This window comes from Variovorax sp. YR266, from assembly GCF_900107295.1.
Taxonomy (GTDB): Bacteria; Pseudomonadota; Gammaproteobacteria; order Burkholderiales; family Burkholderiaceae_C; genus Variovorax.
This window is the reverse complement of record NZ_FNPM01000004.1, coordinates 379,950-405,636: the sequence shown is the minus strand read 5'-3', so window position 1 is coordinate 405,636 and position 25,687 is coordinate 379,950. Positions and strand designations below refer to the sequence as shown.

At 66.9% G+C, this 25,687-nt stretch carries 25 protein-coding genes and 1 pseudogene; 8 read left to right on the top strand and 18 right to left on the bottom strand.

The window, feature by feature from the left end:
- The 3 genes from BLW48_RS13755 to BLW48_RS13745 are packed head-to-tail and all read right to left on the bottom strand — an operon-like array spanning position 1 to position 2,733.
- A complete protein-coding gene (locus BLW48_RS13755; protein WP_093053612.1) occupies positions 1–795 on the bottom strand; it encodes an ABC transporter permease in 795 nt (264 codons plus the stop codon).
- 4 nt (positions 796–799) lie between these two features.
- Positions 800–1,663 (bottom strand): ABC transporter permease, encoded by an 864-nt coding sequence (locus tag BLW48_RS13750; RefSeq protein WP_093053615.1) that lies wholly within the window; start codon positions 1,661–1,663, stop codon positions 800–802.
- Positions 1,660–2,733, bottom strand: a complete 1,074-nt coding sequence (locus tag BLW48_RS13745) for an ABC transporter ATP-binding protein (protein ID WP_093076787.1) — start codon at positions 2,731–2,733, stop codon at positions 1,660–1,662. The genes BLW48_RS13750 and BLW48_RS13745 overlap by 4 nt, the downstream gene beginning before the upstream one ends.
- A gap of 216 nt (positions 2,734–2,949) precedes the next feature.
- Here BLW48_RS13745 and BLW48_RS13740 point away from each other — a divergent pair, with 216 nt between their 5' ends.
- The gene (locus tag BLW48_RS13740) at positions 2,950–3,816 is read left to right on the top strand and encodes an IclR family transcriptional regulator (protein ID WP_093053620.1); all 867 of its coding nucleotides are present in this window, start codon (positions 2,950–2,952) and stop codon (positions 3,814–3,816) included.
- A 10-nt stretch (positions 3,817–3,826) separates the two neighbouring features.
- On the opposite strand, the gene BLW48_RS13735 is transcribed toward BLW48_RS13740, so the two are convergent.
- Complete coding sequence (locus BLW48_RS13735) at positions 3,827–4,486, bottom strand: DNA topoisomerase IV subunit B family protein (RefSeq protein WP_143047746.1); 660 nt, start codon at positions 4,484–4,486, stop codon at positions 3,827–3,829.
- Between the two features lie 95 nt (positions 4,487–4,581).
- On the opposite strand from BLW48_RS13735, the gene BLW48_RS13730 reads away from it, so the two are divergent.
- From BLW48_RS13730 to BLW48_RS13710, 5 genes are all read left to right on the top strand, one after another.
- Positions 4,582–5,001, top strand: a complete 420-nt coding sequence (locus tag BLW48_RS13730) for an MAPEG family protein (protein ID WP_093175462.1) — start codon at positions 4,582–4,584, stop codon at positions 4,999–5,001.
- A gap of 127 nt (positions 5,002–5,128) precedes the next feature.
- Positions 5,129–6,667, top strand: a complete 1,539-nt coding sequence (locus tag BLW48_RS13725) for an L-piperidine-6-carboxylate dehydrogenase (RefSeq protein WP_093053629.1) — start codon at positions 5,129–5,131, stop codon at positions 6,665–6,667.
- Between the two features lie 102 nt (positions 6,668–6,769).
- The gene (locus BLW48_RS13720; RefSeq protein ID WP_093175460.1) at positions 6,770–7,669 is read left to right on the top strand and encodes an amino acid ABC transporter substrate-binding protein; all 900 of its coding nucleotides are present in this window, start codon (positions 6,770–6,772) and stop codon (positions 7,667–7,669) included.
- The gene (locus tag BLW48_RS13715; protein WP_093175457.1) at positions 7,666–8,895 is read left to right on the top strand and encodes a pyridoxal phosphate-dependent aminotransferase; all 1,230 of its coding nucleotides are present in this window, start codon (positions 7,666–7,668) and stop codon (positions 8,893–8,895) included. Before BLW48_RS13720 ends, BLW48_RS13715 begins: the two co-directional genes overlap by 4 nt.
- Positions 8,896–8,920: 25 nt before the next feature.
- Positions 8,921–10,594 (top strand): thiamine pyrophosphate-binding protein, encoded by a 1,674-nt coding sequence (locus BLW48_RS13710; RefSeq protein ID WP_093175455.1) that lies wholly within the window; start codon positions 8,921–8,923, stop codon positions 10,592–10,594.
- A 35-nt stretch (positions 10,595–10,629) separates the two neighbouring features.
- Here BLW48_RS13710 and BLW48_RS13705 read toward each other — a convergent pair whose 3' ends face one another.
- Both BLW48_RS13705 and BLW48_RS13700 read right to left on the bottom strand, forming a co-directional pair.
- Positions 10,630–10,932: a hypothetical protein gene (locus BLW48_RS13705; protein ID WP_093053641.1), complete on the bottom strand. Its 303-nt coding sequence runs from the start codon at positions 10,930–10,932 to the stop codon at positions 10,630–10,632.
- Positions 10,933–10,950: 18 nt separating this feature from the next.
- Entirely contained in the window at positions 10,951–12,189 is a 1,239-nt protein-coding gene (locus BLW48_RS13700; protein ID WP_093053644.1) for an ammonium transporter, read from the bottom strand.
- A 375-nt stretch (positions 12,190–12,564) separates the two neighbouring features.
- On the opposite strand from BLW48_RS13700, the pseudogene BLW48_RS36065 reads away from it, so the two are divergent.
- Positions 12,565–12,669, top strand: a pseudogene (locus BLW48_RS36065) (sulfite exporter TauE/SafE family protein); the annotation flags it as partial.
- A 64-nt stretch (positions 12,670–12,733) separates the two neighbouring features.
- Here BLW48_RS36065 and BLW48_RS13695 read toward each other — a convergent pair.
- From BLW48_RS13695 to BLW48_RS13675, 5 genes are all read right to left on the bottom strand, one after another.
- Positions 12,734–14,245: a tripartite tricarboxylate transporter permease gene (locus BLW48_RS13695; protein ID WP_093053647.1), complete on the bottom strand. Its 1,512-nt coding sequence runs from the start codon at positions 14,243–14,245 to the stop codon at positions 12,734–12,736.
- A gap of 12 nt (positions 14,246–14,257) precedes the next feature.
- Positions 14,258–14,746: a tripartite tricarboxylate transporter TctB family protein gene (locus tag BLW48_RS13690; protein WP_093175452.1), complete on the bottom strand. Its 489-nt coding sequence runs from the start codon at positions 14,744–14,746 to the stop codon at positions 14,258–14,260.
- A 200-nt stretch (positions 14,747–14,946) separates the two neighbouring features.
- Positions 14,947–15,357 carry an RNA recognition motif domain-containing protein gene (locus BLW48_RS13685; RefSeq protein ID WP_093053653.1) on the bottom strand — a complete coding sequence of 137 codons (411 nt, stop codon included), beginning with the start codon at positions 15,355–15,357 and terminating at the stop codon, positions 14,947–14,949.
- 181 nt (positions 15,358–15,538) lie between these two features.
- The gene (locus tag BLW48_RS13680) at positions 15,539–15,775 is read right to left on the bottom strand and encodes a DUF3820 family protein (RefSeq protein ID WP_093053658.1); all 237 of its coding nucleotides are present in this window, start codon (positions 15,773–15,775) and stop codon (positions 15,539–15,541) included.
- 7 nt (positions 15,776–15,782) lie between these two features.
- Positions 15,783–16,157, bottom strand: coding sequence for a translation initiation factor Sui1 (locus BLW48_RS13675; protein WP_371127361.1), 375 nt, complete (start codon positions 16,155–16,157; stop codon positions 15,783–15,785).
- Between the two features lie 41 nt (positions 16,158–16,198).
- On the opposite strand from BLW48_RS13675, the gene BLW48_RS13670 reads away from it, so the two are divergent.
- Positions 16,199–17,479 carry a DEAD/DEAH box helicase gene (locus tag BLW48_RS13670; protein ID WP_093175450.1) on the top strand — a complete coding sequence of 427 codons (1,281 nt, stop codon included), beginning with the start codon at positions 16,199–16,201 and terminating at the stop codon, positions 17,477–17,479.
- A 10-nt stretch (positions 17,480–17,489) separates the two neighbouring features.
- Here the strand turns inward: BLW48_RS13670 and BLW48_RS13665 are convergent, their stop codons facing one another.
- The 7 genes from BLW48_RS13665 to BLW48_RS13635 all read right to left on the bottom strand — a co-directional run bounded on the left by BLW48_RS13665 (position 17,490) and on the right by BLW48_RS13635 (position 25,599).
- Positions 17,490–17,792 (bottom strand): Dabb family protein, encoded by a 303-nt coding sequence (locus BLW48_RS13665; protein ID WP_093175448.1) that lies wholly within the window; start codon positions 17,790–17,792, stop codon positions 17,490–17,492.
- 94 nt (positions 17,793–17,886) lie between these two features.
- Positions 17,887–18,648: a slipin family protein gene (locus tag BLW48_RS13660; RefSeq protein ID WP_093054241.1), complete on the bottom strand. Its 762-nt coding sequence runs from the start codon at positions 18,646–18,648 to the stop codon at positions 17,887–17,889.
- An 86-nt stretch (positions 18,649–18,734) separates the two neighbouring features.
- Positions 18,735–19,910 carry an acyl-CoA dehydrogenase family protein gene (locus BLW48_RS13655; protein WP_093175446.1) on the bottom strand — a complete coding sequence of 392 codons (1,176 nt, stop codon included), beginning with the start codon at positions 19,908–19,910 and terminating at the stop codon, positions 18,735–18,737.
- A 7-nt stretch (positions 19,911–19,917) separates the two neighbouring features.
- Complete coding sequence (locus BLW48_RS13650; RefSeq protein WP_093175443.1) at positions 19,918–21,078, bottom strand: acyl-CoA dehydrogenase family protein; 1,161 nt, start codon at positions 21,076–21,078, stop codon at positions 19,918–19,920.
- A gap of 27 nt (positions 21,079–21,105) precedes the next feature.
- Positions 21,106–22,008: an SDR family oxidoreductase gene (locus tag BLW48_RS13645; RefSeq protein WP_093175441.1), complete on the bottom strand. Its 903-nt coding sequence runs from the start codon at positions 22,006–22,008 to the stop codon at positions 21,106–21,108.
- 34 nt (positions 22,009–22,042) lie between these two features.
- Positions 22,043–23,992, bottom strand: coding sequence for an acetyl/propionyl/methylcrotonyl-CoA carboxylase subunit alpha (locus BLW48_RS13640; protein WP_093175438.1), 1,950 nt, complete (start codon positions 23,990–23,992; stop codon positions 22,043–22,045).
- Positions 23,989–25,599, bottom strand: coding sequence for an acyl-CoA carboxylase subunit beta (locus tag BLW48_RS13635; protein WP_093175436.1), 1,611 nt, complete (start codon positions 25,597–25,599; stop codon positions 23,989–23,991). The genes BLW48_RS13640 and BLW48_RS13635 overlap by 4 nt, the downstream gene beginning before the upstream one ends.
- Between the last annotated feature and the right edge of the window lie 88 nt (positions 25,600–25,687).

Below are 25,687 nucleotides of genomic sequence, written 5' to 3'. Positions count from 1 at the left end.
TTATCTGCGCCCCACCAGCACGCGGTCGAGTCCGTAGACACGGTCGAGCAGCACCATCGCGAAGGCCGTGATCGCCACCATCAGCGCCGACACCGCCGCCATCAGCGGATCGATCGACTCGGTCGCATACATGTACATGCGCACCGGCAGCGTCACCGTGCTCGGCGCGGTGACGAAGATCGACATCGTCACTTCGTCGAAGCTGTTGATGAACGACAGCATCCAGCCGCCCGTCACGCCCGGAAGGATCATCGGCAGCGTGATGCGGCGGAACACCGTGGCCTGGCTCGCGCCCAGCGACAGCGCAGCCTGCTCGGCACTGCGGTCGAAGCCCACCAGCGCCGCCACCACCAGCCGAAGCGTGTAGGGCGTGACGATGAGCGCGTGTGCCATCACCAGCCAGCCGAAGCTGCCCGTGCCGCCGACCAGCGCGAACAGCCGTAGCAGCGCCACGCCCAGCACCAGGTGCGGCACGATCAGCGGCGACAGGAACAGGCCGTTGAGGAAGTTGCGCCCCGGAAACTCATAGCGCGTGATCGCCATGCCGGCTGGCACCGCGAGCAGCGTCGCGATGGTGGCCGAGCTCAGCGCGAGCCACAGGCTGTTCCAGAACGACTGCATGAAGTCGGGGTGCGCGAACACTGCCTTGAACCAGCGCAGCGAGAAGTGCGTGGTCGGAATGGTCAACGTGTTCTCGGGCGTGAACGCCACGATGCACACCACCACCAGCGGCGCCAGCATGAAGACGATGACGAGCGCGTTGAACGCGAGGGCGATGGGGCCGTTCTTGTTCATCGCTTCAGCCCAGCGCTTTCTTGTAGCGGCCTTCGACGAGGCGGTTGTAGCTGAGCATCACGACGAGATTGGCCACCAGCAGAACCAGCGCTACGGCTGCGCCGAGCGGCCAGTTGAGCTCGCTGAGGTATTCGTCATAGACGATGGTCGCCACCATCTTGAGGCGCCGCCCGCCCAGCAGCCCCGGAATGGCGAACGAACTCGCGGCCAGGCCGAACACGATCAGGCTGCCCGAGAGAATGCCCGGCATCACCTGCGGCAGCACGATGCGCCGCAGCGTGGTGAAGGGCGTGGCGTTGAGCGAGAGCGCTGCGTTCTCGACACCCGGGTCGAGCTTCTGCAGTGATGTCCACACCGGGATCACCATGAAGGGCAGCATCACGTGCACCAGCGCGATGACCACGGCCGTGCTGGTGTAGAGGATCTTCACCGGGCCGATGCCGAGCAGGCCCAGCAGCCCGTTCACCGCGCCCTCGGGGCCCAGCAGCATGCTCCAGCCGAAGGCACGCACCACCACAGACACCAGCAGCGGCGCCAGCACCACCAGCAGCAGCACCGAGCGCCACGGGTTGCGCATGCGGCTCAGCACATAGGCCTCGGGCGCACCGACCAGCACGCAGATCAGCGTGACAAGGGCCGAGACCCAGAAGGTGCGCCAGAAGATGCCGAGGTAGTACGAGTCGGAGAACACCAGCGCGTAGTGCGCGAGCGTGAACTCGCCGGACTTGGGGCCGGTGGCCGGGTCGTACACGTTGAACGACAGCACAGCCGTGAGCGCGAGCGGCACCAGCAGCAGCGCTGTGAACAGCAGCAGCGCCGGGCCGGAGAGCCACCAGGGCGTGGCCTTGCTCTTCAATACGCTGCTCATGCCGCGACAGCCTTTTCTTCCGCTGGCAGCAGCCGCATGCAGTGCGCCGGCCAGTCGAGGCCCGTGCGGCTGCCTTCTTCGAGCGCTTCGCGCCCGTCGTTGGGGCTCAGCACCGTGAGATCACCGACGGACGTGGCCACGCGGTAGAGCCACTGGCTGCCGAGGAAGAAGCGCTCCTGCACTTCGCCGTCGAGGCGGCCTTGGCCCGGCGGCACCAGCTGCAGTTTTTCGGGCCGCACGCTCAGCAGCGCGGCGGCGTCGACGCTGAAACCCGTGTCGTCCACGTCGAGCGAGAGCGCACCGACCTCGACGCAGGTGCGCGTGGCGCCGCTGTTCGACACGCGGCAGTCCAGCAGGTTGGCCTTGCCCACGAAGGTGGAAATGAAGCGCGTGCTCGGGTGTTCGTACACGCGCTGCGGATGGTCGATCTGCGTGGCGCAGCCGCCTTCCATCACCACCACGCGGTCGCTGATCGACATGGCCTCGCTCTGGTCGTGCGTGACCATCACCGTGGTGGTGCCGACCTTTCGCTGGATCTGGCGTAGCTCGAACTGCATTTCCTCGCGCAGCTTGGCGTCGAGGTTGGACAGCGGCTCGTCAAGCAGCAGCACCGGCGGCTCGATCACCAGCGCGCGCGCAAGCGCCACGCGCTGGCGCTGGCCGCCCGACAGTTCACGCGGGTAGCGCGCGGCATGCGCTTCGAGGTGCACCAGCGCCAGTGCCTGCTTCACGCGCTCGATGCGCTCGGCCTTGGGCATCTTGCGCATCTCGAGGCCGAAGCTCACGTTGTCGGCCACCGTCATGTGCGGGAACAGGGCGTAGGTCTGGAACACGATGCCCAGCCCGCGCGTGTTGGCCTTGGCATGCGTGATGTCCTTGCCCGCGAGCTCGATGCGGCCGCTGCTCACGGCCTCGAAGCCCGCAATCATCTGCAGCGTGGTGGTCTTGCCGCAGCCCGAGGGGCCGAGCAGCGAGACGAACTCGCCCTTTTCCACAGTGAGGCTCATGGCCGACACCGCGCGGGTGGCGCCATAGAACTTGGTCACGTCGGTAAGCCGGAGGAATGACATGGAACGGGCCTTTCTTCGGGGCGAAAAGATGGCTTCAGGCACCTTGTTTCACCTTGGTGCGGGCCATGGACAGCTTGCTGCTCTTAATTCACTCTATTGCAACGATTGCGCCAGATCGCCTCGGGTATTCCATTAATCAGAATTTTTCTTCAATTTATTCCGATCAATGGAATATGATGGCCGCGATTGATACATCGGATTCCACAGGAGCAAGGTATGGAGACCTCTTCGGCGTCGCCGGCGGCCAGCGGCGGCGTGCCGCGCGTCTTTTCGGTGATCCGCGCGCTCGGCGCGGTGCAGGCCGAAGGCGGCCGCGTGACCCAGATCGCACGTTCCGTGGGCCTCACGCAGGCCACCACGCACCGTTTGCTGCAATCGCTCATGGCCGAAGGCATGGTCGAGCAGGACGAGCGCAGCAAGCTCTACCGGCTGAGCATCGACTTCTTCGCGTTGGCAGCGAGCGCTGGCAACCCGGGCGACCTGCGCTCCATTTGCCGGCCGGTGCTCTTGCGGTTGTGCGCGAGCCTGGGCGACAGCATCTTTCTATTGGCGCGCAGCGGCTTCGACGCGGTGTGCCTTGACCGCAGCGAAGGGCCGTTCCCGATTCGCTCGTTCACCGGCGACATCGGCGGGCGCATCGCGCTGGGCGTGGGGCAGGGCGCGCTGGCGATCCTGGCCTTCCTGCCCGAGGCCGAGCGTGAAGAGGTGATCCGCTTCAACCTCTCACGCGTGCGCGAGTACGGCGTGTACGACGAGGTGTACCTGCGCACCGAGATCGAGCGCGTGCGGCAGGCGGGCTATGCGGGGCGCAACACGGGCCTGCTCGAAGGCATGGCGGGCGTGGCCGTGCCGATCCTCGACCGCGAGGGGCGTGCCGTGGCGGCACTGAGCGTGGGCACGATTGCCGACCGGCTCAATGCAGACCGCATGCCGACGGTGGTCGAACTGCTCAAGCGCGAGGCCGCGGCCATCGGGCCGAAGATCAATCCGTTCGATGCGACGTTGAGGAGGCCGGCGCAGAGCTTGGCGGGGTCGCCGGCGAGCCAGAAGATTTCGTTGCCCGAGGCGCCCGGGCCGGGCTGAGCGATTCGCTTCAATCGCTTGCGGATGCGTATTCCATCTCGATCTTCAGGCCCGGAAATCGGGAGTGCAGATCGTGCAGGGCACGGCGCAATGCGTCTTCGCCGGGCCGGTTGTCCGGAAGTATTGACGGATCGAGCACGAAATGCAGCCGCGTTTCGTCGGCTTCCTGGGTGGCCGAAATCGGGGCCTCTTCCTGCGACTCTCCTTGCTCGAAGCGCAGCCGCAATTGCTTTCCACCGTCCCTGATCTCCGCCGTGAGTTCGCTGCAGACAGCGTTCAGTACCGCGATCCCAATCCGGCAGAACTCCGAACCCACCTCCAGATGATGTTTGCGCGAATGGCAGGCGGCATGGATCGTGAGAAATATCTGCGCCACCGTCCAGTTCGGATGCTGCGCGTCGGGCTCGAGAGGCATGCCGCTGTCGTAGCGCACGTCGATTTCCGCGCCGTCGATCTTCAGAAAAATCTGTGTGCATCGACCGTCGATCGCATCGTCGATGGCATGGCAGAGGGCCTGCAGGGCAAGCGTCGCAGCGACATCGCGATCATGGACATCGAAGTACATGCCGGTGCGGCGGCGCACCACTTCGGCCCCCGTCAGGATCACGATTTCTTGTTCGAATTCCGAGTGCATGCCTGATGTTGCCTGATTCGGCAGCGGCGGATCCATGTCCGCCCTTGCAATTTCGACTACGCCTTCAGTCGCCGAACAGGCCAGTTCGACTCTTCCGCCTGACACGACAATGCGCGCGAGGAGCCCCATCCATGAACAACCCCTCGATCCTCTACCCCGTATTCGCCCTCGCCGGCCTCACCGGCCTGGTGCTGCTGCTCATCCCCATCGTGCGCATCCGCGCCGTGCGGCGCCGCGAGGTCCGGGGCATCGATTTCAAGCTGGGCGAATCGGCGGCCGTGCCCGACGCCGTGCGCATCCCGAATCGCAACTACATGAACCTGCTGGAGCTGCCGGTGCTGTTCTATGTGGTGTGCCTGCTCTTCTATGTAGCGGTGCTGCCCACGCCCACGGCGATCTGGCTGGCCTGGGCGTACGTCGGCCTGCGCGCGCTGCACAGCGTGGTGCACCTGACCTACAACCATGTGATCCACCGGCTGGTGCTGTTCGCCGCGAGCAACGGCGTGCTGGTGGTGCTGTGGGTGATGGCGGCCACCTGGTTGGTGCGCTAGGCGCACATGAATCGTGCGAGTTCATTCCTGAAACGCATCAGGTCCTTCCATATTTTCACTAGGCAAGCGCGCGGGATTCGCAGATATTGACCGGGTCCTCCTTTCTCCTCCTTCCCGGAGCGCGTCCATGTCCGAAGCCAACACCTCCCCCTCCGTCGCCACCGAAGTCGAGCAGCTGCTGCAGCGCCTGGGCGTGCCCCCCGAGGCCCACACCGGCGGCGAGCTGACGGTGCGTTCGCCCGTCAGCGGCGAGGTGATTGCGCAGGTGCCGCAGACCTCGCCGGCCGAGGCCACCGCTGCCATCGGCCGTGCGCACGAGGCTTTCAAGGCCTGGCGCAACGTGCCGGCGCCGCGCCGCGGCGAGCTGGTGCGGCTGCTGGGCGAAGAACTGCGCGCCGCCAAGCGCGACCTGGGCCTGCTCGTCACGCTGGAGGCCGGCAAGGTCCCGTCCGAGGGAGCGGGCGAGGTGCAGGAAATGATCGACATCTGCGACTTCGCGGTCGGCCTCTCGCGCCAGCTCTACGGCCTCACGCTGGCCACCGAGCGCGCCGAGCACCGCATGATGGAAACCTGGCACCCGCTGGGTGTGTGCGGCGTGATCTCGGCCTTCAACTTTCCGGTGGCCGTATGGTCGTGGAACGCGGCGCTGGCGCTGGTGTGCGGCGACTCGGTGGTCTGGAAGCCGTCTGAAAAAACGCCGCTGACCGCGCTGGCCGTGCACGCCATCGCGCAGCGCGCCATCGAACGCTTCGGCGATGCGCCCGAAGGCCTGCTCGGCCTGCTGCTGGGCCAGCGCGACGTCGGCGAAGTGCTGGTCGACGACCACCGTGTGCCGATTCTCTCGGCCACCGGCTCGACCGCCATGGGCCGGCAAGTGGGGCCGAAGCTGGCCGCACGCTTTGCCCGCGCCATTCTCGAACTCGGCGGCAACAACGCTGCCATCGTCACGCCCTCGGCCGACCTCGACCTCGCACTGCGCGGCATCGCCTTCGCGGCCATGGGCACGGCCGGCCAGCGCTGCACCACGCTGCGTCGCCTGTTCGTGCACGAGAGCGTGTACGACCAGCTGGTGCCCAAGCTCGCCAAGGTCTACGGCAACGTGCAGGTGGGCGACCCGCGCGAGGCCGGCACGCTGGTCGGTCCGCTGATCGACCGCGCGGCCTTCGACGGCATGCAAAAGGCGCTCGGTGAATGCCGCGAGATCGGCGCCAAGGTGCACGGCGGCCAGCGCGTCGAAGGCATCGGCACGAAGGACGCGTACTACGTGCGCCCCGCACTGGTCGAGCTGAAGTCGCATGAGGGCCCCGTGTTGCGCGAGACCTTCGCGCCCATCCTGTACGTGGTGCGCTACAGCACGCTCGACGAAGCCATCGAGCTGCACAACGCAGTGGGCGCGGGCCTGTCGTCGTCGATCTTCACGCTGAACATGCGCGAGGCCGAGCGCTTCATGTCGAGCGCGGGTTCGGACTGCGGCATCGCCAACGTCAATATCGGTCCGAGCGGCGCGGAGATCGGCGGCGCCTTCGGCGGCGAGAAGGAAACAGGCGGCGGGCGCGAAGCCGGCTCCGACAGCTGGAAGGCGTACATGCGCCGTGCCACCAACACCATCAACTACTCCACCGCCTTGCCGCTCGCGCAAGGCGTGACCTTCGACATCGGCGACTGATCGCCTCCCGGTTCGTTCGAGCTTGCCGCGCAGCGCCTTGCTGCGGCGGCAGGTGGGCGGCCGCATGCATTCACCAAAAACCATAACCAGGAGACAGAGAACATGAGCATTCCCTTCAAGAGAATCGCGGCCGCCACGCTGCTTGCATTCGTATTCGGTGCCAGCGCGCAGACCCCGGCCACCGGCACCCTCGACAAGATCAAGACCAGCGGCAAGGTGGTGCTCGGCGTGCGCGAAGCCTCGCCGCCCATGGCCTACATGCTCGGCGCGGGCGACAAGTACGTGGGCTATCACGTCGAGCTGTGCGAGCGCGTGCTGAAGGACATCGCACCGCAGGCCAAGCTCGAATACATGGCCGTGACCGCGCAGAACACCATCCCGCTGGTGCAGAACGGCACGCTCGACATCGGCTGCGGCCCCACCACCAACAACACCGCGCGCCAGCAGCAAGTGGCCTTCGCACTCACCACCTATGTGAGCGAAGTGCGCATGGCCACCAAGGTCGATTCGGGCATCACCACGCTCGACCAGCTCGCGGGCCGCAACGTCTCGGCATCGACCGGCACCACTGCGGTGCAGCTGCTGCGCAAGCGCGAGCGCGCGCAGAACGTCTCGTACAACACCATGCTCGGCAAGGACCACCTCGAAAGCTTCCTGCTGATGGAGTCGGGCCGCGCCGATGCCTTCGTGCTCGACGACAACCTGCTGGCCGGGATCATCGCGAACTCGAAGAACCCCGCGGCCTATCGCATCGTGGGCGACGCGCTGGGCTCGGAGCCGATCGCGCTGCTGTTCCGCAAGGACGACCCGGCCTTCAAGACCGCGGTGGACGATTCGCTGCGCCGAATGATGAAGAGCGGCGACCTCGAGAAGATCTACACCAAGTGGTTCGTGGCCGCCATTCCGCCGAAGAACACGAGCCTGAACCTGCCGATGAGCGCGGCGCTGAAGCAGCTGATGCTCGAACCCAACGACAAGCCACTGGAGGCCTACGCCAAGTGACAGCAGATACCGTTGCCTCCCTCGCTTTTCAGCCGGCGCAGCGCGTGCGCGCCATCGGCGTCTCGGAGATCCTGCGCATCACCGACAACGCGAACGCGCTCAAGCGCGCGGGTCGTCCGGTGATCGTGCTGGGCGCGGGCGAGCCTGACTTCGACACGCCGCAGAACGTGCGCGAGGCTGCGGTGCGCGCCATAGGGCGCGGCGACACGCGCTACACGGTGCTCGACGGCAGCCCGGCGATGAAGGCGGCGGTGCAGCTCAAGTTCAAGCGCGACAACGCGCTCGACTTCGCCCTCGACGAAATCAGCGTGAGCGCAGGCGCCAAGCAGGTGATCTTCAACGCACTGATGGCCAGCCTGAACCCCGGCGACGAGGTGATCCTGCCCGCGCCGTACTGGACCTCGTACGCCGACATCGTGCAGATCTGCGGCGGCGTGCCGGTGCCGGTGGCGTGTACCGGGGAGAACGGTTTCCGGCTCGATGCCGCGCAGCTCGAAGCGGCCATCACACCGCGCACGCGCTGGCTGTTCATCAATTCGCCGTCGAACCCGACCGGCGCGGCCTACAGCGCAGCGCAGCTGAAGCCGCTGTGCGAGGTGCTTCTGCGCCATCCGCAAGTCTGGGTGCTGGCGGACGACATCTATGAACACATCCTCTACGACGGGCTGGCGTTTGCCACGCCGGTGGCCGTGGAGCCGCGCCTGCGCGAACGTACGCTGACCATCAACGGCGTGTCGAAGGCCTACGCGATGACCGGCTGGCGCGTGGGCTACGGCGCCGGGCCGCGCGCGCTGATCGCGGCCATGGCCGTGGTGCAGAGCCAGACGACCTCGTGTCCCTCGTCGATCAGCCAGGCCGCTGCCATCGAGGCGCTGACCGGGCCGCAGGGCATCGTGGCCGAGCGCTGCGCCGACTTCCAGGCGCGGCGCGACTTCGTGGTCGCCGCGCTGAACCGCGCGCCGGGGCTGCATTGCCGCGTGCCGGAAGGCGCGTTCTATACCTTCGCGAGCTGCGCCGGCGTGCTCGGCAAGCGCACCCGCGGCGGCGCGCTCTTGCAGACCGACAGCGACTTCTGCCGCTACCTGCTGCAGGATTTCGAGGTGGCGGTGGTGCCGGGCAGCGTGTTCGGGCTGGCGCCGTACTTCCGCATTTCGTATGCGACGTCGATGGCGCAGCTGGAAGAGGCGTGCGCGCGCATCATCGCTGCCTGCGCCGCGCTCGAATGACCTCCTTCATTTCATTGGAAACCGCATGACCTCACCCCGCACCGGCGGCCAGATCCTGGTCGACCAGCTCATCACCCACGGCGTCAAGCAGCTGTTCTGCGTGCCCGGCGAAAGCTTTCTCGCCGTGCTCGATGCGCTGCATGACGCATCCATCGACGTGACCGTGTGCCGCCAGGAAGGCGGCGCGACGATGATGGCCGAGGCGCAGGGCAAGCTCACCGGCAAGCCGGGCGTGTGCTTCGTCACGCGCGGACCGGGCGCCACCAACGCGGCGGCCGGCGTGCACATCGCGCACCAGGATTCGACGCCGCTGCTGCTGTTCGTCGGCCAGGTCGCGCGCGATGCGCTGGGCCGCGAAGCCTTCCAGGAGCTGGACTACGGCGCGGTGTTCGGCACCATGGCCAAGTGGGTGGTGCAGATCGACGATCCGGCGCGGGTGCCTGAGCTGGTGTCGCGTGCCTTCCATGTCGCAACCTCGGGCCGGCCTGGGCCGGTGGTGATCGCGCTGCCCGAAGACATGCTGACCGAGGCCGCGACGGTGGCCGACGCGCAGCCTTACGCGGTGACCGAAACCCATCCCGGTGCAGCGCAACTCGCAGAGCTGCAGCAGCGACTGTCGCAGGCGCAGCGCCCGGTGGTCATCCTGGGCGGCAGCCGCTGGTCGGAGAAGGCCGCGCAGCAGTTCGCGGATTTCGCGGCCGCGTTCTCGCTGCCCGTGTACTGCTCGTTCCGTCGCCAGATGCTGATGTCGGCCGAGCACCCCTGCTATGCGGGCGACCTGGGCCTTGGCGCCAATCCGCGCATGCTGGAGCGCATCCGCAACGCCGACCTCGTGCTGCTGGTCGGCGGGCGCTTGTCCGAAGTACCGTCGCAGGGCTACGAGCTGCTGGCGATTCCGCAGCCGAAGCAGGCGCTGGTGCATGTGCACGCCGACGCCGACGAGCTCGGCAAGCTCTATCGTCCGGCGCAGGGCATCCACGCCACGCCGCAGGCTTTCGCGGAAGCCGTGTCCACGCTGCGCCCCGCGCAAACGCCGGCCTGGCAGGCAGAAACGAAGACCGCCCGCGAAGACTTCCTGCGCTGGAGCGACCCGGCTCCCATCCGCATTCCCGGCCCGCTGCAGATGGGCGAGGTCATGCAGCACCTGCGCGAAGTGCTGCCGGCCGACACCATCTTCTGCAACGGTGCGGGCAACTTCGCCACCTGGGTGCACCGCTTCTGGCCGTTCCGCTCCTACGCGAGCCAGCTTGCGCCCACCAGCGGCTCGATGGGCTACGGCCTGCCGGCCGGCGTCGGCGCCAAGCGGCTGTGGCCGCAGCGCGAAGTGGTCGTGTTCGCGGGCGATGGCGACTTCATGATGCACGGCCAGGAATTCGCGACGGCCGTGCAGTACGGCCTGCCGATCATCGTGGTGCTGCTCGACAACGCCATGTACGGCACGATCCGCATGCACCAGGAAAAGCACTACCCCGGCCGCATCAGCGCCACGCAGTTGAAGAACCCGGACTTTCGCGGCTATGCCGAGGTGTTCGGCGGCCACGGCGAACGCGTGACCAGCACCGAAGAATTCGGCCCCGCGCTGGCGCGCGCGAGAGAGAGCGGCAAGCCGGCCATCCTGCATTGCCTGCTGGACCCGGAAGCGATCACCCCGGGAAGCACGCTGCAGTCGATTCGCAAGGCAGCGCTGGCTGCAAGCTGAGCACCCGGTGTCATTCGCACGCACCCCGAAAAGACTCAGCGCAACCCACCCACATAGCGAGGCGGCGGAGTAGGCGGCGTCCCATCGGGCTGCCGCGCCGCCAGCCGCGCAGCGCGAGCCAGCGGCTCCATCGCCTGCTCCAGCCGTGTCGCCAACTGGTAAAGCTCCTCGTCCTTGGTGTCAGCAGCGTGCGCGCGCGTCATGCGCACGATCTCGGCCGCGTACTCGGCATTGGTCGCCATCCACTCGGTGTCGGTCACGCGCCCATGCTTTCGCCGCAGCGCCACGTGAAGGCGGGCAGCAAGGGCGATGCGTTCGCTTTCGGACATGGATGGCATGGTTCCTCCGTCGGTGGGTCAACTACTCCCGAGATGTTCTCTGTGCTGTGCAAGATCGAGGCCCAGCACCTCGCTGTCGGCATCGACGCGCAACCCGACCATGATGTGCACCAGAAACAGCACCACCGCCGTCCCCGTTGCGCTGTAGATAGCCACGCTGCCGACGGCGATCGCCTGCGTCAGCACGTCCCCCGTGGCGCCCGAGATGCGCGCATCGGCGAACACGCCCGTCAGCAGCGCGCCCACGATGCCACCGATGCCGTGCACGCCGAACACGTCGAGTGAGTCGTCCGCGCCAAGCAGGTGCTTGAGCCCGGTGGCGCCCCAGTAGCAGGCCAGCCCCGCGATGGCGCCGATGGCCAGCGCGGACAGCGGCGTGACGAAGCCGGCTGCCGGCGTGATGGCCACCAGCCCCGCCACCAGGCCCGAGCACAGGCCCAGCAGCGAAGGCCTGCGCCGCACGATCCATTCGCCGAGCATCCAGCTCATGGCGCCGGCCGCCGCCGCGATGTGCGTCACCAGCATCGCCAGGCCCGCGCGCCCGTCGGCCGCCACCGCCGAGCCCGCATTGAAGCCGAACCAGCCTACCCACAGCAGGCCCGCGCCCGTCATCGTCATCGCCAGGCTGTAGGGCTCGAAGGCCTCGCGCCCGTAGCCCTTGCGCGGCCCGAGCGCATAGGCGCACACCAGCCCCGCGATGCCCGCGTTGACGTGCACCACCGAGCCGCCGGCGAAGTCGAGCGCTCCCATCTGCGCGAGCCAGCCGCCCGGCTCCCACACCCAGTGCGCGACAGGTGCGTACACCAGCACGCTCCAGAGCAGCGCGAACCACAGGATCGCCGAGAAGCGCATGCGCTCGACAAAAGCGCCAAGCACCAGTGCGGTGGTGATGATCGCGAAGGTCAGCTGGAACATCGCGTAGACCGACTCGGGCACGTTGGGCGCGACGTGGCTCACCGCCACCTGCCCGGCCTCCTTCAGGTACTCGAAGCCCGAGAACCAGAAGCGCCCGGTGCCGCCCAGCCAGGGCCAGCCCTCGGTAAAGGCCAGCGAATAGCCCACCGCGAACCAGGTCAGCGAGACCGCCGCGGCTATCGCCACCACCCCCGCCATGGTGGCCAGCACGTTCTTGCGGCGCACCATGCCCGCATAGAAGAGTGCGATGCCGGGCAGCGTCATCAGCAGCACCAGCGCGGTCGAAGTCATCATCCATGCGGTGTCTGCCGCGTTGATGGAGGCGTGCGGAGCCAGGGCCATGACCGTTTCTTCTTCTTGAAGTGATGGACCTTGGTGCTGCGTGCACAAGTCGTGCCACATCGTTAACTATCAGAAACACTTTGGTTCGCAAATCGGGCTTTCTCGGTAAGGCAAAGCGGGTAATTCCCAATGCACTGAGGCGGTGCGCACCCTAAAGTCTGCCCACTCGCGAACGGGCCCTGCTCGTGCTGCCGAGGGTCCGAGGAGACAATCCCCAAGCAACAATAAAAATGCTTCAAAGGCTCCGTACGAGATGCCGTGTTTGACTTTGAAAGGCGCCGCTGGTCGGCGCCTTTTTTATGCCTGCATGACTTGATACACCTGCATCTTCAGCTCCTTTTTTGATAGCGCCACGGGTGAGGTAGTCCTCCCCCTATGGAAATGCTGGTGGTAACGGGCGCCTCGCTGTTCGCCGTGTTTCCGGGCGCATCGCCGGCGACCCTGCCGGGCACCAACAAGAGCGCGTCTATTTGGGGCACCCCGAGCAAAGGCCCCAAATGAAAAAAGCCCCCGGAGCGGGGGCTTCTTGCAGGGACCGGAGCGCTCACTCCTCGACGAAGGCTTCCTCGCGCTTGGCCTTGATTGCGGGCAGCAGCACGATGCCCAGCAGCAGCGCAGCCGCCACCAACAGCCCCGCCGACAGCGGCCGGGTGACGAATACGCTCCACGCACCGCGCGACAGCAGCAGCGCGCGCCGCAGGTTCTCTTCCATCATCGGCCCGAGGATGAAGCCCAGCAGCAGCGGCGCAGGCTCCGTGCGCAGCTTGATGAACAGGTAGCCGATGAAGCCGAAGGCCGCCACCATCCACACGTCGAAGGTGTTGTTGTTGGTCGAGTACACGCCGATCGCGCAGAACAGCACGATGGCGGGGAACAGGAACTTGTAGGGCACCGTCAGCAGCTTGATCCACATGCCGATCAGCGGCAGGTTCAGGATGATCAGCATCGCGTTGCCGATCCACATCGAGGCGATCAGGCCCCAGAACAGCTCGGGGTTGCTGGTCATGACCTGCGGGCCGGGCTGGATGTTGTGGATCGTCATTGCGCCCACCATCAGCGCCATCACCGCGTTGGGCGGAATGCCCAGCGTCAGCAGCGGGATGAAGGAAGTTTGCGCACCGGCGTTGTTGGCCGACTCGGGCGATGCCACGCCGCGGATGTTGCCCTTGCCGAAGGGCACTTCGCCGGGGCGCATGCGGATCTTCTTCTCCAGCGCATACGAGGCGAACGAGGCCAGCAGCGCGCCGCCCCCAGGCAGGATGCCCAGTGCAGAACCCAGGGCCGTGCCGCGCAGCACCGCGGGCAGCATGCGCTTGAAGTCGTCCTTGGTGGGCCACAGGCCCTTGACCTTGTGCGTGAACACTTCGCGCTCGTCGTCGGGCTGCGAGAGGTTGCCGATGATTTCGCCGTAACCGAACACGCCCATGGCGATCACCACGAAGCCGATGCCGTCGGTGAGTTCGGGAATGTCGAAGCTGTAGCGCGCGACACCCGAGTTGACGTCGGTGCCCACGATGCCCAGCAGCAGGCCGAGCACGATCATCGCCACTGCCTTCAGCAGCGAGCCCGAAGCCAGCACCACGGCGCCGATCAGGCCCAGCGTCATCAGCGAGAAGTACTCGGCCGGACCGAACTTGAAAGCCAGCTCGGTCAGCGGCGGCGCGAAGGCGGCCAGGATCAGCGTGCCGACGCAACCCGCGAAGAACGAGCCGAGGCCGGCCGCGGCGAGCGCCGGGCCTGCGCGGCCCTGCCTTGCCATCTGGTAGCCGTCGATACAGGTGACCACCGAGGACGACTCCCCGGGCAGGTTAACCAGGATGGCGGTGGTCGAGCCGCCGTACTGCGCGCCGTAGTAGATGCCGGCCAGCATGATCAGCGCCGACACGGGCGGCAATGCGTACGTGGCGGGCAGCAGCATCGCGATGGTTGCGACCGGGCCGATGCCCGGGAGCACGCCGATCAGCGTGCCCAGGATGCAACCCAGCAGGCAGTACAGCAGGTTGGTGAAGGTGAAGGCAACGCCGAAACCGATGGAAAGGTTGTGGATCAGGTCCATGGTGTGCGCTCCTCAGCCCGAAATGAAAGTGGGCCAGACCTGGATCTGGAGCTTCAGTGCCCAGATGAAGGCCACGTAGCTGCCAGCCGCCAGGATGGTCGAGAGGATCAGCACGTCGCGCAGCTTGAAGTGCTCGCCCGCCATGCTCGAGATGATCGTGAGCGCGTAGATCGCGATGATCATCCCCATGGCCGGCAGCCCGATGCTGGGCAGGCCCCCCAGCAGCACGCCGAAGGCCAGGTTGGCGCCGAGCACGAAGGCCAGCGGCTTCCAGGCCCATTTGCCGATCGGGTGGCCGTCGGTGGTTTCGACCACCAGTGCCTGGAACATGATGACGGCCCCGAGGATGGCCAGCAGGATGCCCAGCATGAGCGGGAAGTAGCCCGGCCCCATGCGGGCGCCGTCGCCGATGGTGTAGGTGGTCGCGCCTATCGCAAAGGCGCCCCCCACGGTGGTGAACATGACTCCTGAAAAGAAGTCAGCCTGACTCTTGATGCGCATGTCGTCTCGCCCCTCTTGTATGGAAGGGTGAGGGTCGTTCTGCGGGCCTGACCGTTGGCTGACCTGCCCGGTACGGACAAATGCTTACCGCAGGGCTAGGGTTCTCCCTCGACGCTCCCTGCGCCACAGAGGGCCACAAACGAAAAAAGCTCCCGAAGGAGCTTTTCATTCAGAAGCCCGAAGGCTCTGGAGGGAAGGGCTTAGTAGCCGCCGCGACCACCGCCGCCGCCGCCGTAACCGCCGCCACCACCGCTGCGGCCACCGCCGCCGCCGCCGTAACCGCCGCCGCCGCCACCACCACCGTAGCCGCCACCACCACCGCCGCCGTAGCCGCCGCCACCACCGGTACGGGGGGGACGAGCTTCCATCGGACGGGCTTCATTCACCGTCAGGGCGCGGCCCTGCAGCGAGTGGCCGTTCATGGCTTCGATGGCTGCGAGTGCTTCAGCATCCGAACCCATTTCGACAAAGCCGAAGCCCTTCGAACGGCCGGTGTCACGTTCCATCATGACCTTGGCGCTGACGATTGCGCCGAACTCGCCAAAGGCTTGTTCCAGGTCGTTGTCACGCACGGAGTAGGCGAGGTTGCCTACGTAGAGTTTCTTGCCCATTGAGGGACTCCTAATTCAAACCAACAAGACAAAGCGATGGAGTCCCAGAATCACAACAAACAAAATGCGCTGTGGCGCGAAACTGACCGATCACCGAATTACGTGCACGGGAGACAAAGCTCACAGACACGTAGGCCGGATTATCCAGCCCTAATTGCAAAAAACGTGGCGAAATCGTGTGTTATTGAGAAACATCCCGGCGCGACGGGCGGTTTCGCAACGGTTTCAGCAGGTCCGAGAGCCCGTTGTGGTCTATTTCATGCATCAAATGGAGTAGCCGGCCTATTTCTCCCGAGGGAAAACCCTCGCGTGCAAACCACGTCAGGTAATTTCCGGGCAAATCGGCAATCAGCGTGCCTTTGTGCTTGCCAAAAGGCATTTCGAGCGTCACCAGCCGCTGCAGGTCTTCGGGTTTCATCGCGTGCTCAGCCTCCCGCCCGCTTGACCGTGTGGCCCTGCTTCACGAGTGCGGCGATCACCGTTTCGCGGTGGTCGCCTTGGATTTCGATCACGCCGTCCTTTACCGTGCCGCCCGAGCCGCAGGCCGTTTTCAGCTGCTTGCCGAGTGCCGTGAGCGCCGCCGCATCGAGCGCGACGCCCTTGACCACCGTCACGCCCTTGCCTTTGCGCCCCTTGGTCTCGTGCGATACACGCACAATGCCGTCGGTGGCCGGTACGCGCGCCTTGAGTTCCTTGCAGCGGCACTGGGCCACCGGCTCCCCGCAGTCGGGGCACATGCGCCCGCCCGCCTCGGTGGAGTACACCAGGGCGCTGCCGGACTGATTGCGCTGCTGTTTCATCGTCGACATTCGATTCGTCTCTTCTCTCTCTGTCTGCTTACATGCCATTCGACTCACTGGGCCTGATCCCCGCGCTCGTGCAGGCTGCCGCCCAAAGCGGCTACGCCGCGCCGACCGCCATCCAGGCCGCGGCCATCCCCGCGATTCTGCAAGGTCGCGACGTGCGGGGCTCGGCGCAGACCGGCTCCGGCAAGACCGCCGCATTTTCCCTGCCCCTGCTGCAGCGCCTGGGCGCTGAACGCGCGCAGGGCTCGTCGCGCCGCGTGCGTGCCCTGGTGCTCGTGCCCACCCGCGAACTCGCGGCCCAGGTCGGCGAAACCATGCGCAGCCTGGCGCAGCACCTGCCCGAGCGCCTGAAGATCGTCGTCGCATTCGGCGGCGTGTCGATCAACCCGCAGATGATGGGCCTGCGCGGCGGCGCCGACATCGTCGTTGCCACTCCCGGCCGTCTGCTCGACCTGGTCGAGCACAACGCGCTGAAGCTCGATGCCGTGTCGATGCTCGTGCTCGACGAGGCCGACCGCCTGTTCGACCTCGGCTTTGCCGAAGAACTCGGCCGCATCCTCGCGCTGCTGCCCAAGCAGCGCCAGAACCTGCTGTTCTCCGCCACCTTCCCGAGCGCCATCCAGGCATTGGCAGATGGCATGCTGCACGACCCGGCCGTCGTCGACGTGCAGGGCGAGCCCGGCACCGAGCCGAACATCGTGCAGCGCGTGATCGAGGTCGACGCCGCCCGTCGCACGCAGCTGCTGCGCCATCTGCTGAAGCAGCACGAGAACGAATGGGACCGCGTGCTTGTCTTCGTCGCCACGCAGCACGCGGCACAGATCGTGGCCGAGAAGCTCTACAAGAACGGCATCTACGCAGTGCCCTTCCACGGCGACATCGCGCAGGGCACGCGCACCGACATCCTTTCGCAGTTCAAGCAGAGCCGCTGGGACGTGGTGATCGCCACCGACCTCGCGGCGCGCGGCATCGACATCGCACAGCTGCCCGTGGTCATCAACTACGACCTGCCGCGCTCGCCGACCGACTACATCCACCGCATCGGCAGAACCGGCCGCGCGGGAGAGAGCGGCCTGGCGATCAGCTTCGTGAGCGCGTCGACCGAGGCGCACTTCCGGCTGATCGAAAAGCGCCAGGGGCTGAGCCTGCCGCGTGAGCGCGTCGAAGGCTTCGAGCCGACGGAAGTGGCGGTGCCGGTGGTCGATGCGTCGGGCACCGGGGGCATCAAGGGCAAGCGGCCGAGCAAGAAAGACAAGCTGCGTGCGGCTGCTGCGCTTGCCGCGTCCCGGGGGGATGCTCCCGAGAAGAACGACTGACCAGCGCCGATCAGTCGGGCGCGTAATCGACCTGGTGCCGCGCGACGCGAAGGTCGCCCAGCTCTTCGCGAATGCGCAGGTGCGCTGGATGCGTGGCGTAGCCGTCGAGCGAGGCCTGGCTGTCGAACTCGCTGTAGAGCACCACGTCGCAGGCATAACTTGCGCGGCTCGAATCAACGCCCACTTCGATGTGCAGCAGGCCCGGGATCTGGCCGCGCAGCGATTCGAACTTGTGCTTGAGCAGTTGGCGGGCCTGCGTCTTTTCTTCCGGCGTGTCGCCACGCAGGTCCCACATCACGATGTGCTTGAACATGCGCACGATGGTAAGCAGGCGCCTCGCGAAAGGCCATGCGTTGCAGGCCTTCGCGCGTGAAGAACAGTTTTCCGCTTCCGCGCGTTGCGTGCCGCTATGCGTGCTGCTTGCCGAGGAAGCTCGAGATCAGATCCATCGGCAACGGGAACACGATGGTCGTGTTCTTGTCGGCACCGATCACCGTGAGCGTTTCCAGGTAGCGCAGCTGAATGGCCTGCGGCTCCTGCGCCAGCACGCGCGCGGCCTGGAACAGTTTCTCGGAAGCCTGCAGTTCGCCCTCCGCGTGGATCACCTTGGCGCGCCGTTCGCGTTCCGCCTCGGCCTGCCGCGCGATGGCGCGCACCATCGATTCGGTGAGGTCGATCTGCTTGATCTCCACGTTCGACACCTTGATGCCCCATGAAGCCGTCTGCACGTCCAGCGACTCGCGCACGTCGAGGTTGAGCTTCTCGCGCTCGGCCAGCATGTCGTCGAGCTGGTGCTTGCCGAGCACCGAGCGCAGGGTGGTCTGGGCCAGCTGGCTGGTGGCGTTGAAGAAGTCCTTCACCTGGATGATGGCCTTCTCGGCATCGACGATGCGGAAGTAGACGACCGCGCTGACCTTCACCGACACGTTGTCGCGCGAGATCACGTCCTGCGTCGGCACTTCGAGCACCACGGTGCGCAGGTCGACGCGCACCACCTGCTGGATGGCCGGTATCACGAGCACCAGACCCGGCCCCGAAACCTTCGAGAAGCGCCCGAGGGTGAACACGATGCCGCGTTCGTACTCCCGGAAGATCCATACCGCTGAAAACAGCAGCACCGCCAGCAGAACAATGATGACGGCGCCGATGCCGGAGGTGAGAGAGAGCATGTCGGTCTCCTGCGACCCAGCGAAAGCGCTGGATGGTTGGACACCCGGCGCTTGGCGGCGTTCCGCCCCGGCCCAAAGAAAGGTGACTACCAGCCCATCTGCTTCGCTGCCAGTTCTTTCATGATCTCTTCGGCCCCGCCGCCGATCATCATCACCTTCACCTCGCGGTAGATGCGCTCGCTCACCGTGCCGCGCATGAAGCCCATGCCGCCGAGGATCTGCACCGCCTGGTCGGCGCAGAACTGCATGGTCTGCGTCGCGTGGTTCTTGAGCATGCAGATCTGCGCGACCCATTCGGGTGCGTTGAAGCGCCCGGCTGCTTCGAGCGTGTCGCCCTCGGCCGACACCGCCTCGATCCAGGCCTCGGTGGAGGCGATGCGCATCTGCATGTCGACCAGCTTGTGGCGCACCGCCTGGTGTTGGATGAGCGCAGCGCCGAAGGTCTTGCGCTCGCGCGCCCAGGCCAGCGCCTCGTCGAGGCAGGCTTGCGAGAAACCCAGCGTGCCCGCCGCGATGCCGATGCGTTCGCCGTTGAAGTTGCCCATGACCATGCGGAAGCCTTCGCCCTCGTTCCCGAGAAGGTAGCGCGCAGGCACGCGCACGTTGTCGAAGTGCAGCGTCGCGGTGTCGGAGCACAGCCAGCCCATCTTCGACAGGCGCGTGCGCGAAAGACCCGGCGTGTCGCCCGGCACCAGCAGCATCGAGATGCCGCCCGCGCCGCGCCCTTCGCCAGTGCGCACGGCCACGGTGATCCAGTCGGCGCGCATGCCCGAGGTGATGAAGGTCTTCTCGCCGTTGACTACGTAGTGGTCGCCGTCGCCGTCTGTTTCTCGCCTTGCAGTAGTGCGCAGCGCGGCCACGTCGGAGCCGCCACCGGGCTCGGTGATGGCAAGCGCTGCGATCTTCTCGCCGCGCAGCACCGGCGGCACGACCTCTTGGCGCACCGCGTCGCTTGCATGCAGCACCACGGGCGGCAGGCCGATGTTGTGCGAGAACAGGCTCGCAAGCACGCCGCCGCTCTTGCCATGGCGCGCGAGCGCGACCCATGCAGGCAGCTTGAGCGAATACGAGGCGGGCGTGCCGCCGAGTTCTTCCGGATAGCCCAGGCCCAGCAGGCCAAGTTCGGCGGCACGCGCGTAGAGCGCGCGCGGAAACTCACCCGCGTCGTCCCACGCCTGCACATGCGGCGCGATCTCGCTTTCGGCAAAGCGCCGCACCGTATCGGCGAGCGCGACTCGGTCGGCTTGCAGTTCGGCGTCCATGCCGTGTTCAACCGCGCGGCGGCCGCTTGGCGATGCCCATGGTCTTCGCAAGGATGCCGAGCATCACCTCGTCGGCGCCGCCGCCGATGGAGCCCAGCCGGCCGTCGCGGTACAGCCGCGACACGCGGTTTTCCAGCGTGAAGCCCATGCCGCCCCAGAACTGCAGGCAGGTATCGGACACCTGCCGCGTGAGGCGACCGGTCTTGAGCTTGGCCATCGATGCGAGTTCGAGCACGTCTTCGCCCTGCACATGCAGGTCGCAGGCGCGATACGTGAGCGCGCGCAGCGCCTCCACCTCGGTCTTCAGCTCGGCCAGCTTGAACTGCACCCACTGCTGGTCGGCCAGCGTGGCGCCGAACATCTGCCGCTGCTGCGCCCATTCGATGGTCTGCGCGATGCAGTCTTCCATCGGTTCGAGCGAGCTTGCAGCGGCCCACAGGCGCTCTTCCTGGAACTGCTGCATCTGGTAGACGAAGCCCTGGCCTTCCTCGCCGACGCGGTAGCGCTGCGGCACGCGCACGTTGTCGAAGTAGATGAGCCCGGTGTCGCTCGAATTCATGCCGATCTTGCGGATCTTCTTCGCCTTCTCGATGCCGGGGCTGTCCATCGGCACCATCACGAGCGACTTGTTGCGGTGCACGGGGCCGTCGCTGGTGTTGACCAGCATGCACATCCAGTCGGCCTGCAGGCTGTTGGTGATCCACATCTTCTGGCCGCTGATGAGGTAGTCGTCGCCGTCCTTGCGCGCATGGCTCTTCAGGCCCGCCACGTCGCTGCCCGCGCCGGGCTCGCTCACGCCGATGCAGCCGACCATGTCGCCGGCGATCGCGGGGGCCAGGAACTCGCGGCGCAGTTCGTCGCTGCCGAAGCGCGCGAGCGCCGGCGTGCACATGTCGGTCTGCACGCCAATCGCCATCGGCACGCCGCCGCAGCTGATGTGGCCCAGCGCCTCGGCCATCGCCATCGCGTACGAATAGTCGAGCCCGGCGCCGCCGAAGGCCTCGGGCTTGTTCAGGCCCAGCATGCCGAGATTGCCGAGCTTCTTGAACACCTCGTGCGCAGGGAAGATCTCGGCCGCCTCCCATTCGTCCACATGCGGGTTGATCTCGTCGTCGATGAAGCGCCGCAGCGTCTTCTGGATCTCGAGGTGTTCGTGGGTGTACTGCATGGTGTCTTGTCTCCGGTCGTTCGTTCTTTACTTGTCCTGGAACACGCGCGGCGTCTGCGCGAGATGGAAGCCATCGAAAGGCCGCACCGCCGCGCGCTGCTGCGTCTGCGCATCGGGAATCTCCATCGGCCAGCCCATGCGCACCTGCGGCCGTGCGCCGTCCACGCGCAGCACGCTGCCGCTGATGAAGCTGGCCGCGGGGCTCAGCAGGAAGGCAATGGCGGCGGAGGTTTCGGCCTCGTTGCCGAAGCGGCCCGCGGGCACGGTGTTGCGCATGGCGCGCAGCATGTCGCCGGCTTCGGGCGGGTAGTGGTCCATGCCGCTCGATGCGATGTAGCCCGGTGCCACCGCGTTCACGCGCACGCCGCTCACGGCCCATTCGGCGGCCGCCGTTTCGGTGAAGCTCACCATGCCGGCGCGCGCCGCGCCGCTGTGGCCCATATTGGGCATGGAGCCCCAGATGTCGGCCACGATATTGACGATGGCGCCGCCGTTGGCCTGCATGCTTTGCACATAGCACTCGCGCGCGACCAGGAAGCCGCCCGTGAGGTTGGTGTGGATCACCGCCTCCCAGCCCTTGGCCGAGATGGCGGCGAGCGGCGTGATGTATTGGCCGCCAGCGTTGTTGACGAGGCCGTCGATGCGGCCGTGCGCTGCGACGATGGCGGCGATGGCTGCGCGCACCGCTTCTTCCTGGCGGATGTCGAAGGCCTGCGTGCTGGCCTTGCCGCCGCTGGCTTCGATCTCGGCGCGCACCTTGTCGAGCTTCTCGGGCTTGCGGCCGACCAGCACCACCTGTGCGCCGAGCGCCGCGAGTTCGTGCGCTGTGCAGCGGCCAATGCCGGAGCCGCCGCCGGTGACGACGATGACCTGTCCGCCGAACAGGCCGGGTGCGAAGACTGAGCGGTAGCGGGAGGAGGGGGCGTTCATGCAAAAGACTTTCGGAAACTTGTCTTGAAGAGCGTCACGCGTCGGCGACCTGCGCGACTACATGCCGCGCGGCCACCTGCGCGCCCACCGCGACATGCAGTGCGACACGGCCGGAACGCGGCGCGCAGTGCACGTGCTCCATCTTCATCGCTTCGAGCGTGACGAGTGGCTGGCCAGCGGCGACCGCATCGCCTTCGGCCACCAGCAGGGCGATCACGCGGCCGTTCATGGATGCGCGCAGCAGGCCGTCGCCGGCGGTGCCGTCGGTGCGGGGCACCGCTACGTGCGTGAGGTTCTCCAGCTGGAACGACTGGCCGCGAAAGTGGAAATCCACGCGGTCGGGCTGCCGCACGACGAAGGCTTGTTCGGACAGACCACCGCACGAGAAGCGGAGGCTGCCGTTGCCGGGTAGAGCGAGCAAGGCGAGTTGCACAGGTGCTTTGTCGCCCAGTGCAATGTCGAACCGACCGGCGCCGCATGGCGTCACGCGGGCCGCGTGCACCGTGCCGTCGAGCGCGAAGCGCAGGGCGTTGGGCAGCGTGTGCGCGAGCGGCGAGGGCCAGCCGCGCTCGCCCAACTGGAGCAGCAGAGCGGCGAGCAATGCGGCGCGGGTGTCGTTCGCCGCGTCGGCGGCGAGCAGGGCGTCGAGGTGATCGCCGATGAAGGCGGTCGTAGCCGCACCGCTTGCGAATACGTCATGCGACAACACACGCTGCAGCAACTGCTGGTTGGTCGAGATGCCGAGCGTCACCGTGTCCTGCAGGCCCGCGATCAGCCGGTGCCGGGCTTCTTCTCGCGTGCGGCCATGCGCCACGAGCTTGGCGATCATCGAGTCGTAGAAGGGCGGCACGGCGGCGCCGTCACGCAAGGCGTGTTCGGTGCGCAACGCGGCAGAGGGCCGCCACGCCGCGAGCGTGCCGCTCTGCGGCATGAAGCCCTGCTGCGGATCTTCGGCGCACAGGCGTACTTCGATCGCGTGGCCGGTGATGCGCACGTCCTGCTGCGCGAGCGGCAAGGGCTCGCCGGCCGCGACGCGCAGTTGCAGCTCGACGAGGTCGAGACCCGTCACCGCTTCGGTCACCGGGTGCTCCACCTGCAGACGCGTGTTCATTTCCATGAACCAGTACTGGCCTTCGGCGTCGAGCAGGAATTCGAGCGTGCCCGCGCCTTCGTAGGCGATGGCTTTCGCCGCGGCGACGGCGGTTGTGCCCATGCGTTCGCGCAGTGCGTCGGACACCGCCGGCGAGGGCGCTTCCTCGACGACCTTCTGGTGCCGCCGCTGCACCGAACAGTCGCGCTCGCCAAGGTGGATGGCGTTGCCGTGCCGGTCGGCGAATACCTGGACCTCGACGTGGCGCGGCGCGACGATGGCGCGCTCCAGGATCACGGTGGCATCGCCGAACGCGTTGAGCGCTTCGGACTGCGCGCTATGCAGTTGTCCGGTGAAGTCGTCGGCCGATGTCACGAGCCGCATGCCGCGCCCGCCGCCGCCCGCAGTCGCTTTGATCATCACGGGCCAGCCTATGCGCGCCGCCTCGGCCGCCAGTTTCTCCGTGCCCTGGTCTTCGCCCTGGTAGCCCGGAATGCACGGCACGCCCGCCGCCTGCATCAACCGCTTGGCGCCGGCCTTGTCGCCCATCGCGCGAATGGCTTCCGGCGACGGTCCGATGAAGACCAGCCCCGCGTCTCGGCAGGCCTGTGCGAACGCTGCGTTTTCCGCGAGAAAGCCATAGCCCGGATGCACTGCATCCGCACCGCTGGTGCGCGCGGCCTCGATGATTGCGGCGATGTTCAGGTAGCTCTGCGCGGGCAGAGATTCGCCTATCCACACGGCCTGGTCGGCCTGCCGCACATGTTCGGCATCCGCGTCGGCGCTCGAATACACGGCCACCGTGCGGTAGCCCATTGCGCGCGCCGTGCGCATCACGCGCACCGCGATCTCGCCGCGGTTCGCGATCAGGATCTTGTGGAATGCACTGCTCATGGCCGCGCCACCGAAAACTGCATGGGTTGCGGCACGCGCGCATCGGCATCGCGGCACACGGAAAGAACTTCCGCCAGCACCGCACGCGTGTCGCGCGGGTCGATCACGCCGTCGTCGAGCAGCAGCGCGCTGGTGGTGAACACGCTCATCTGCCGATCGAAGCGCTCGACGATCTGGTGCTGCATCGCATCGATCTTCGCGTGGTCGACCGCACCCTTGCGTGCCATGCCCGCCTCCATGACGATGGCCATGGTCTTCGCCGCCTGCTCGCCGCCCATGACGGCTGTGCGCGCGTTGGGCCACGAGAAGCAGAAGCGAGGCGCGAAGCCCCGCCCGCACATGCCGTAGTTGCCCGCGCCATAAGAGGCGCCGCAGTGCAGCGTGATCTGCGGCACGCTGGCGTTGGTCACGGCCTGGATCATCTTCGCTCCGTGCTTGATGATGCCGGCCTCCTCGTGCGCCCGGCCCACCATGTAGCCCGTGATGTTCTGCAGGTAGACGATGGGCGTGCGCGTCTGGCAGCAGGCCTGGATGAAGTGCGTGGCCTTGGTCGCGCCGTCGGAATCGATAGGGCCGTTGTTGGTGACGATGCCCACGGCGTGGCCTTCGAGCCGGATGTGGCCGCAGACGGTGGCGCTGCCGTAGTGCTCGCTGAACTCCAGGAACTCGGAGCCGTCGGCGATGCGCGCGACGACTTCGCGCATGTCGACCGGCCGCCGTCCGTCGCTGGGCATGATGCCGAGCAGGTCTTCGGCGTCGTAGCGCGGCGGCATGAACTGGCGCGGCGCTTCGTTGCGCGCCCAGTCGATGCCGCCGAGGATCGAGCGCGCGATGCGGATGGCGTCGCGGTCGTCTTCGGCCAGGTAGTCGCCGAGGCCCGAGATGTGCGTGTGCATCACCGCGCCGCCCAGTTCTTCTTCGGTGGCGATCTCGCCGGTGGCGGCCTTCAGCAGCGGCGGCCCCGCGAGAAAGGCCCGTGTGCGGTCGCGCACCATCACGATGTAGTCGGACAGGCCCGTCTGGTAGGCGCCGCCCGCGGTCGAGGAGCCGTGCGTCACCGTCACCACCGGAAGCCCCGCGGCCGACAGCCGCGCGAGGTTGCGGAAGATGTTGCCGCCGCGCACGAAGTCCTGCACGCGGTAGTGCATGAGGTTGGCGCCGGCGCTTTCCACCAGCTGCACGTAGGGCAGCTTGTTTTCGAGCGCGATCTCCTGCACGCGCAGCTGCTTGTCGAGGCCCATGGGCTGCAGCGCGCCGGCGTCGATGCCCGAGTCGGAGGCGCTGACCATGCAGCGCACGCCCGACACCTGGCCGATGCCGGAGATCAACCCCCCGCCGGGCACGCTCTTGGCCAGGTCGGGGTTGTCCTGCCCCAGCCCCGCGAGCGAGGCCAGCGGCAGAAAAGGCGCGCCGGTGTCGAGCAGCAGCGCGATGCGCTCGCGCGGCAGCAGCTGCCCGCGCTTGGCAAAACGCTCTGCCGAGGCACCGGAGGCCGCGACGGCGCGGGCCTCGTGCGCGCGCACCTGGTCGAGCAGCGCGAGCATGCCGGTGCGGTTGGCCTGGAAGGTGTCGCTGGCCGCTTGCAGCCGGGATTCGATGACGGGCATGGGAAGAGTCTGTGCAGGTCGCTTGTTTTCGCTCTGCACAGACTCTAGGGGGCGGGCGCCGCGCCCGCTTGCGCCTACTAGCTGGTCG

What these genes read in the sequence shown, in the direction of transcription:
- BLW48_RS13675 (WP_371127361.1), bottom strand. Translation starts at nt 16,157, where the DNA reads ATGAAACAGCAGCGCAATCAGTCCGGCAGCGCCCTGGTGTACTCCACC.
- BLW48_RS13655 (WP_093175446.1), bottom strand. Translation starts at nt 19,910, where the DNA reads ATGGACGCCGAACTGCAAGCCGACCGAGTCGCGCTCGCCGATACGGTG.
- BLW48_RS13690 (WP_093175452.1), bottom strand. Translation starts at nt 14,746, where the DNA reads ATGCGCATCAAGAGTCAGGCTGACTTCTTTTCAGGAGTCATGTTCACC.
- BLW48_RS13710 (WP_093175455.1), top strand. Translation starts at nt 8,921, where the DNA reads ATGACCTCACCCCGCACCGGCGGCCAGATCCTGGTCGACCAGCTCATC.
- BLW48_RS13730 (WP_093175462.1), top strand. Translation starts at nt 4,582, where the DNA reads ATGAACAACCCCTCGATCCTCTACCCCGTATTCGCCCTCGCCGGCCTC.
- BLW48_RS13665 (WP_093175448.1), bottom strand. Translation starts at nt 17,792, where the DNA reads ATGTTCAAGCACATCGTGATGTGGGACCTGCGTGGCGACACGCCGGAA.
- BLW48_RS13755 (WP_093053612.1), bottom strand. Translation starts at nt 795, where the DNA reads ATGAACAAGAACGGCCCCATCGCCCTCGCGTTCAACGCGCTCGTCATC.
- BLW48_RS13680 (WP_093053658.1), bottom strand. Translation starts at nt 15,775, where the DNA reads ATGAAACCCGAAGACCTGCAGCGGCTGGTGACGCTCGAAATGCCTTTT.
- BLW48_RS13645 (WP_093175441.1), bottom strand. Translation starts at nt 22,008, where the DNA reads ATGAACGCCCCCTCCTCCCGCTACCGCTCAGTCTTCGCACCCGGCCTG.
- BLW48_RS13685 (WP_093053653.1), bottom strand. Translation starts at nt 15,357, where the DNA reads ATGGGCAAGAAACTCTACGTAGGCAACCTCGCCTACTCCGTGCGTGAC.
- BLW48_RS13660 (WP_093054241.1), bottom strand. Translation starts at nt 18,648, where the DNA reads ATGCTCTCTCTCACCTCCGGCATCGGCGCCGTCATCATTGTTCTGCTG.
- BLW48_RS13695 (WP_093053647.1), bottom strand. Translation starts at nt 14,245, where the DNA reads ATGGACCTGATCCACAACCTTTCCATCGGTTTCGGCGTTGCCTTCACC.
- BLW48_RS13735 (WP_143047746.1), bottom strand. Translation starts at nt 4,486, where the DNA reads ATGGATCCGCCGCTGCCGAATCAGGCAACATCAGGCATGCACTCGGAA.
- BLW48_RS13640 (WP_093175438.1), bottom strand. Translation starts at nt 23,992, where the DNA reads ATGAGCAGTGCATTCCACAAGATCCTGATCGCGAACCGCGGCGAGATC.
- BLW48_RS13635 (WP_093175436.1), bottom strand. Translation starts at nt 25,599, where the DNA reads ATGCCCGTCATCGAATCCCGGCTGCAAGCGGCCAGCGACACCTTCCAG.
- BLW48_RS13650 (WP_093175443.1), bottom strand. Translation starts at nt 21,078, where the DNA reads ATGCAGTACACCCACGAACACCTCGAGATCCAGAAGACGCTGCGGCGC.
- BLW48_RS13670 (WP_093175450.1), top strand. Translation starts at nt 16,199, where the DNA reads ATGCCATTCGACTCACTGGGCCTGATCCCCGCGCTCGTGCAGGCTGCC.
- BLW48_RS13745 (WP_093076787.1), bottom strand. Translation starts at nt 2,733, where the DNA reads ATGTCATTCCTCCGGCTTACCGACGTGACCAAGTTCTATGGCGCCACC.
- BLW48_RS13700 (WP_093053644.1), bottom strand. Translation starts at nt 12,189, where the DNA reads ATGGCCCTGGCTCCGCACGCCTCCATCAACGCGGCAGACACCGCATGG.
- BLW48_RS13725 (WP_093053629.1), top strand. Translation starts at nt 5,129, where the DNA reads ATGTCCGAAGCCAACACCTCCCCCTCCGTCGCCACCGAAGTCGAGCAG.
- BLW48_RS13705 (WP_093053641.1), bottom strand. Translation starts at nt 10,932, where the DNA reads ATGCCATCCATGTCCGAAAGCGAACGCATCGCCCTTGCTGCCCGCCTT.
- BLW48_RS13750 (WP_093053615.1), bottom strand. Translation starts at nt 1,663, where the DNA reads ATGAGCAGCGTATTGAAGAGCAAGGCCACGCCCTGGTGGCTCTCCGGC.
- BLW48_RS13740 (WP_093053620.1), top strand. Translation starts at nt 2,950, where the DNA reads ATGGAGACCTCTTCGGCGTCGCCGGCGGCCAGCGGCGGCGTGCCGCGC.
- BLW48_RS13720 (WP_093175460.1), top strand. Translation starts at nt 6,770, where the DNA reads ATGAGCATTCCCTTCAAGAGAATCGCGGCCGCCACGCTGCTTGCATTC.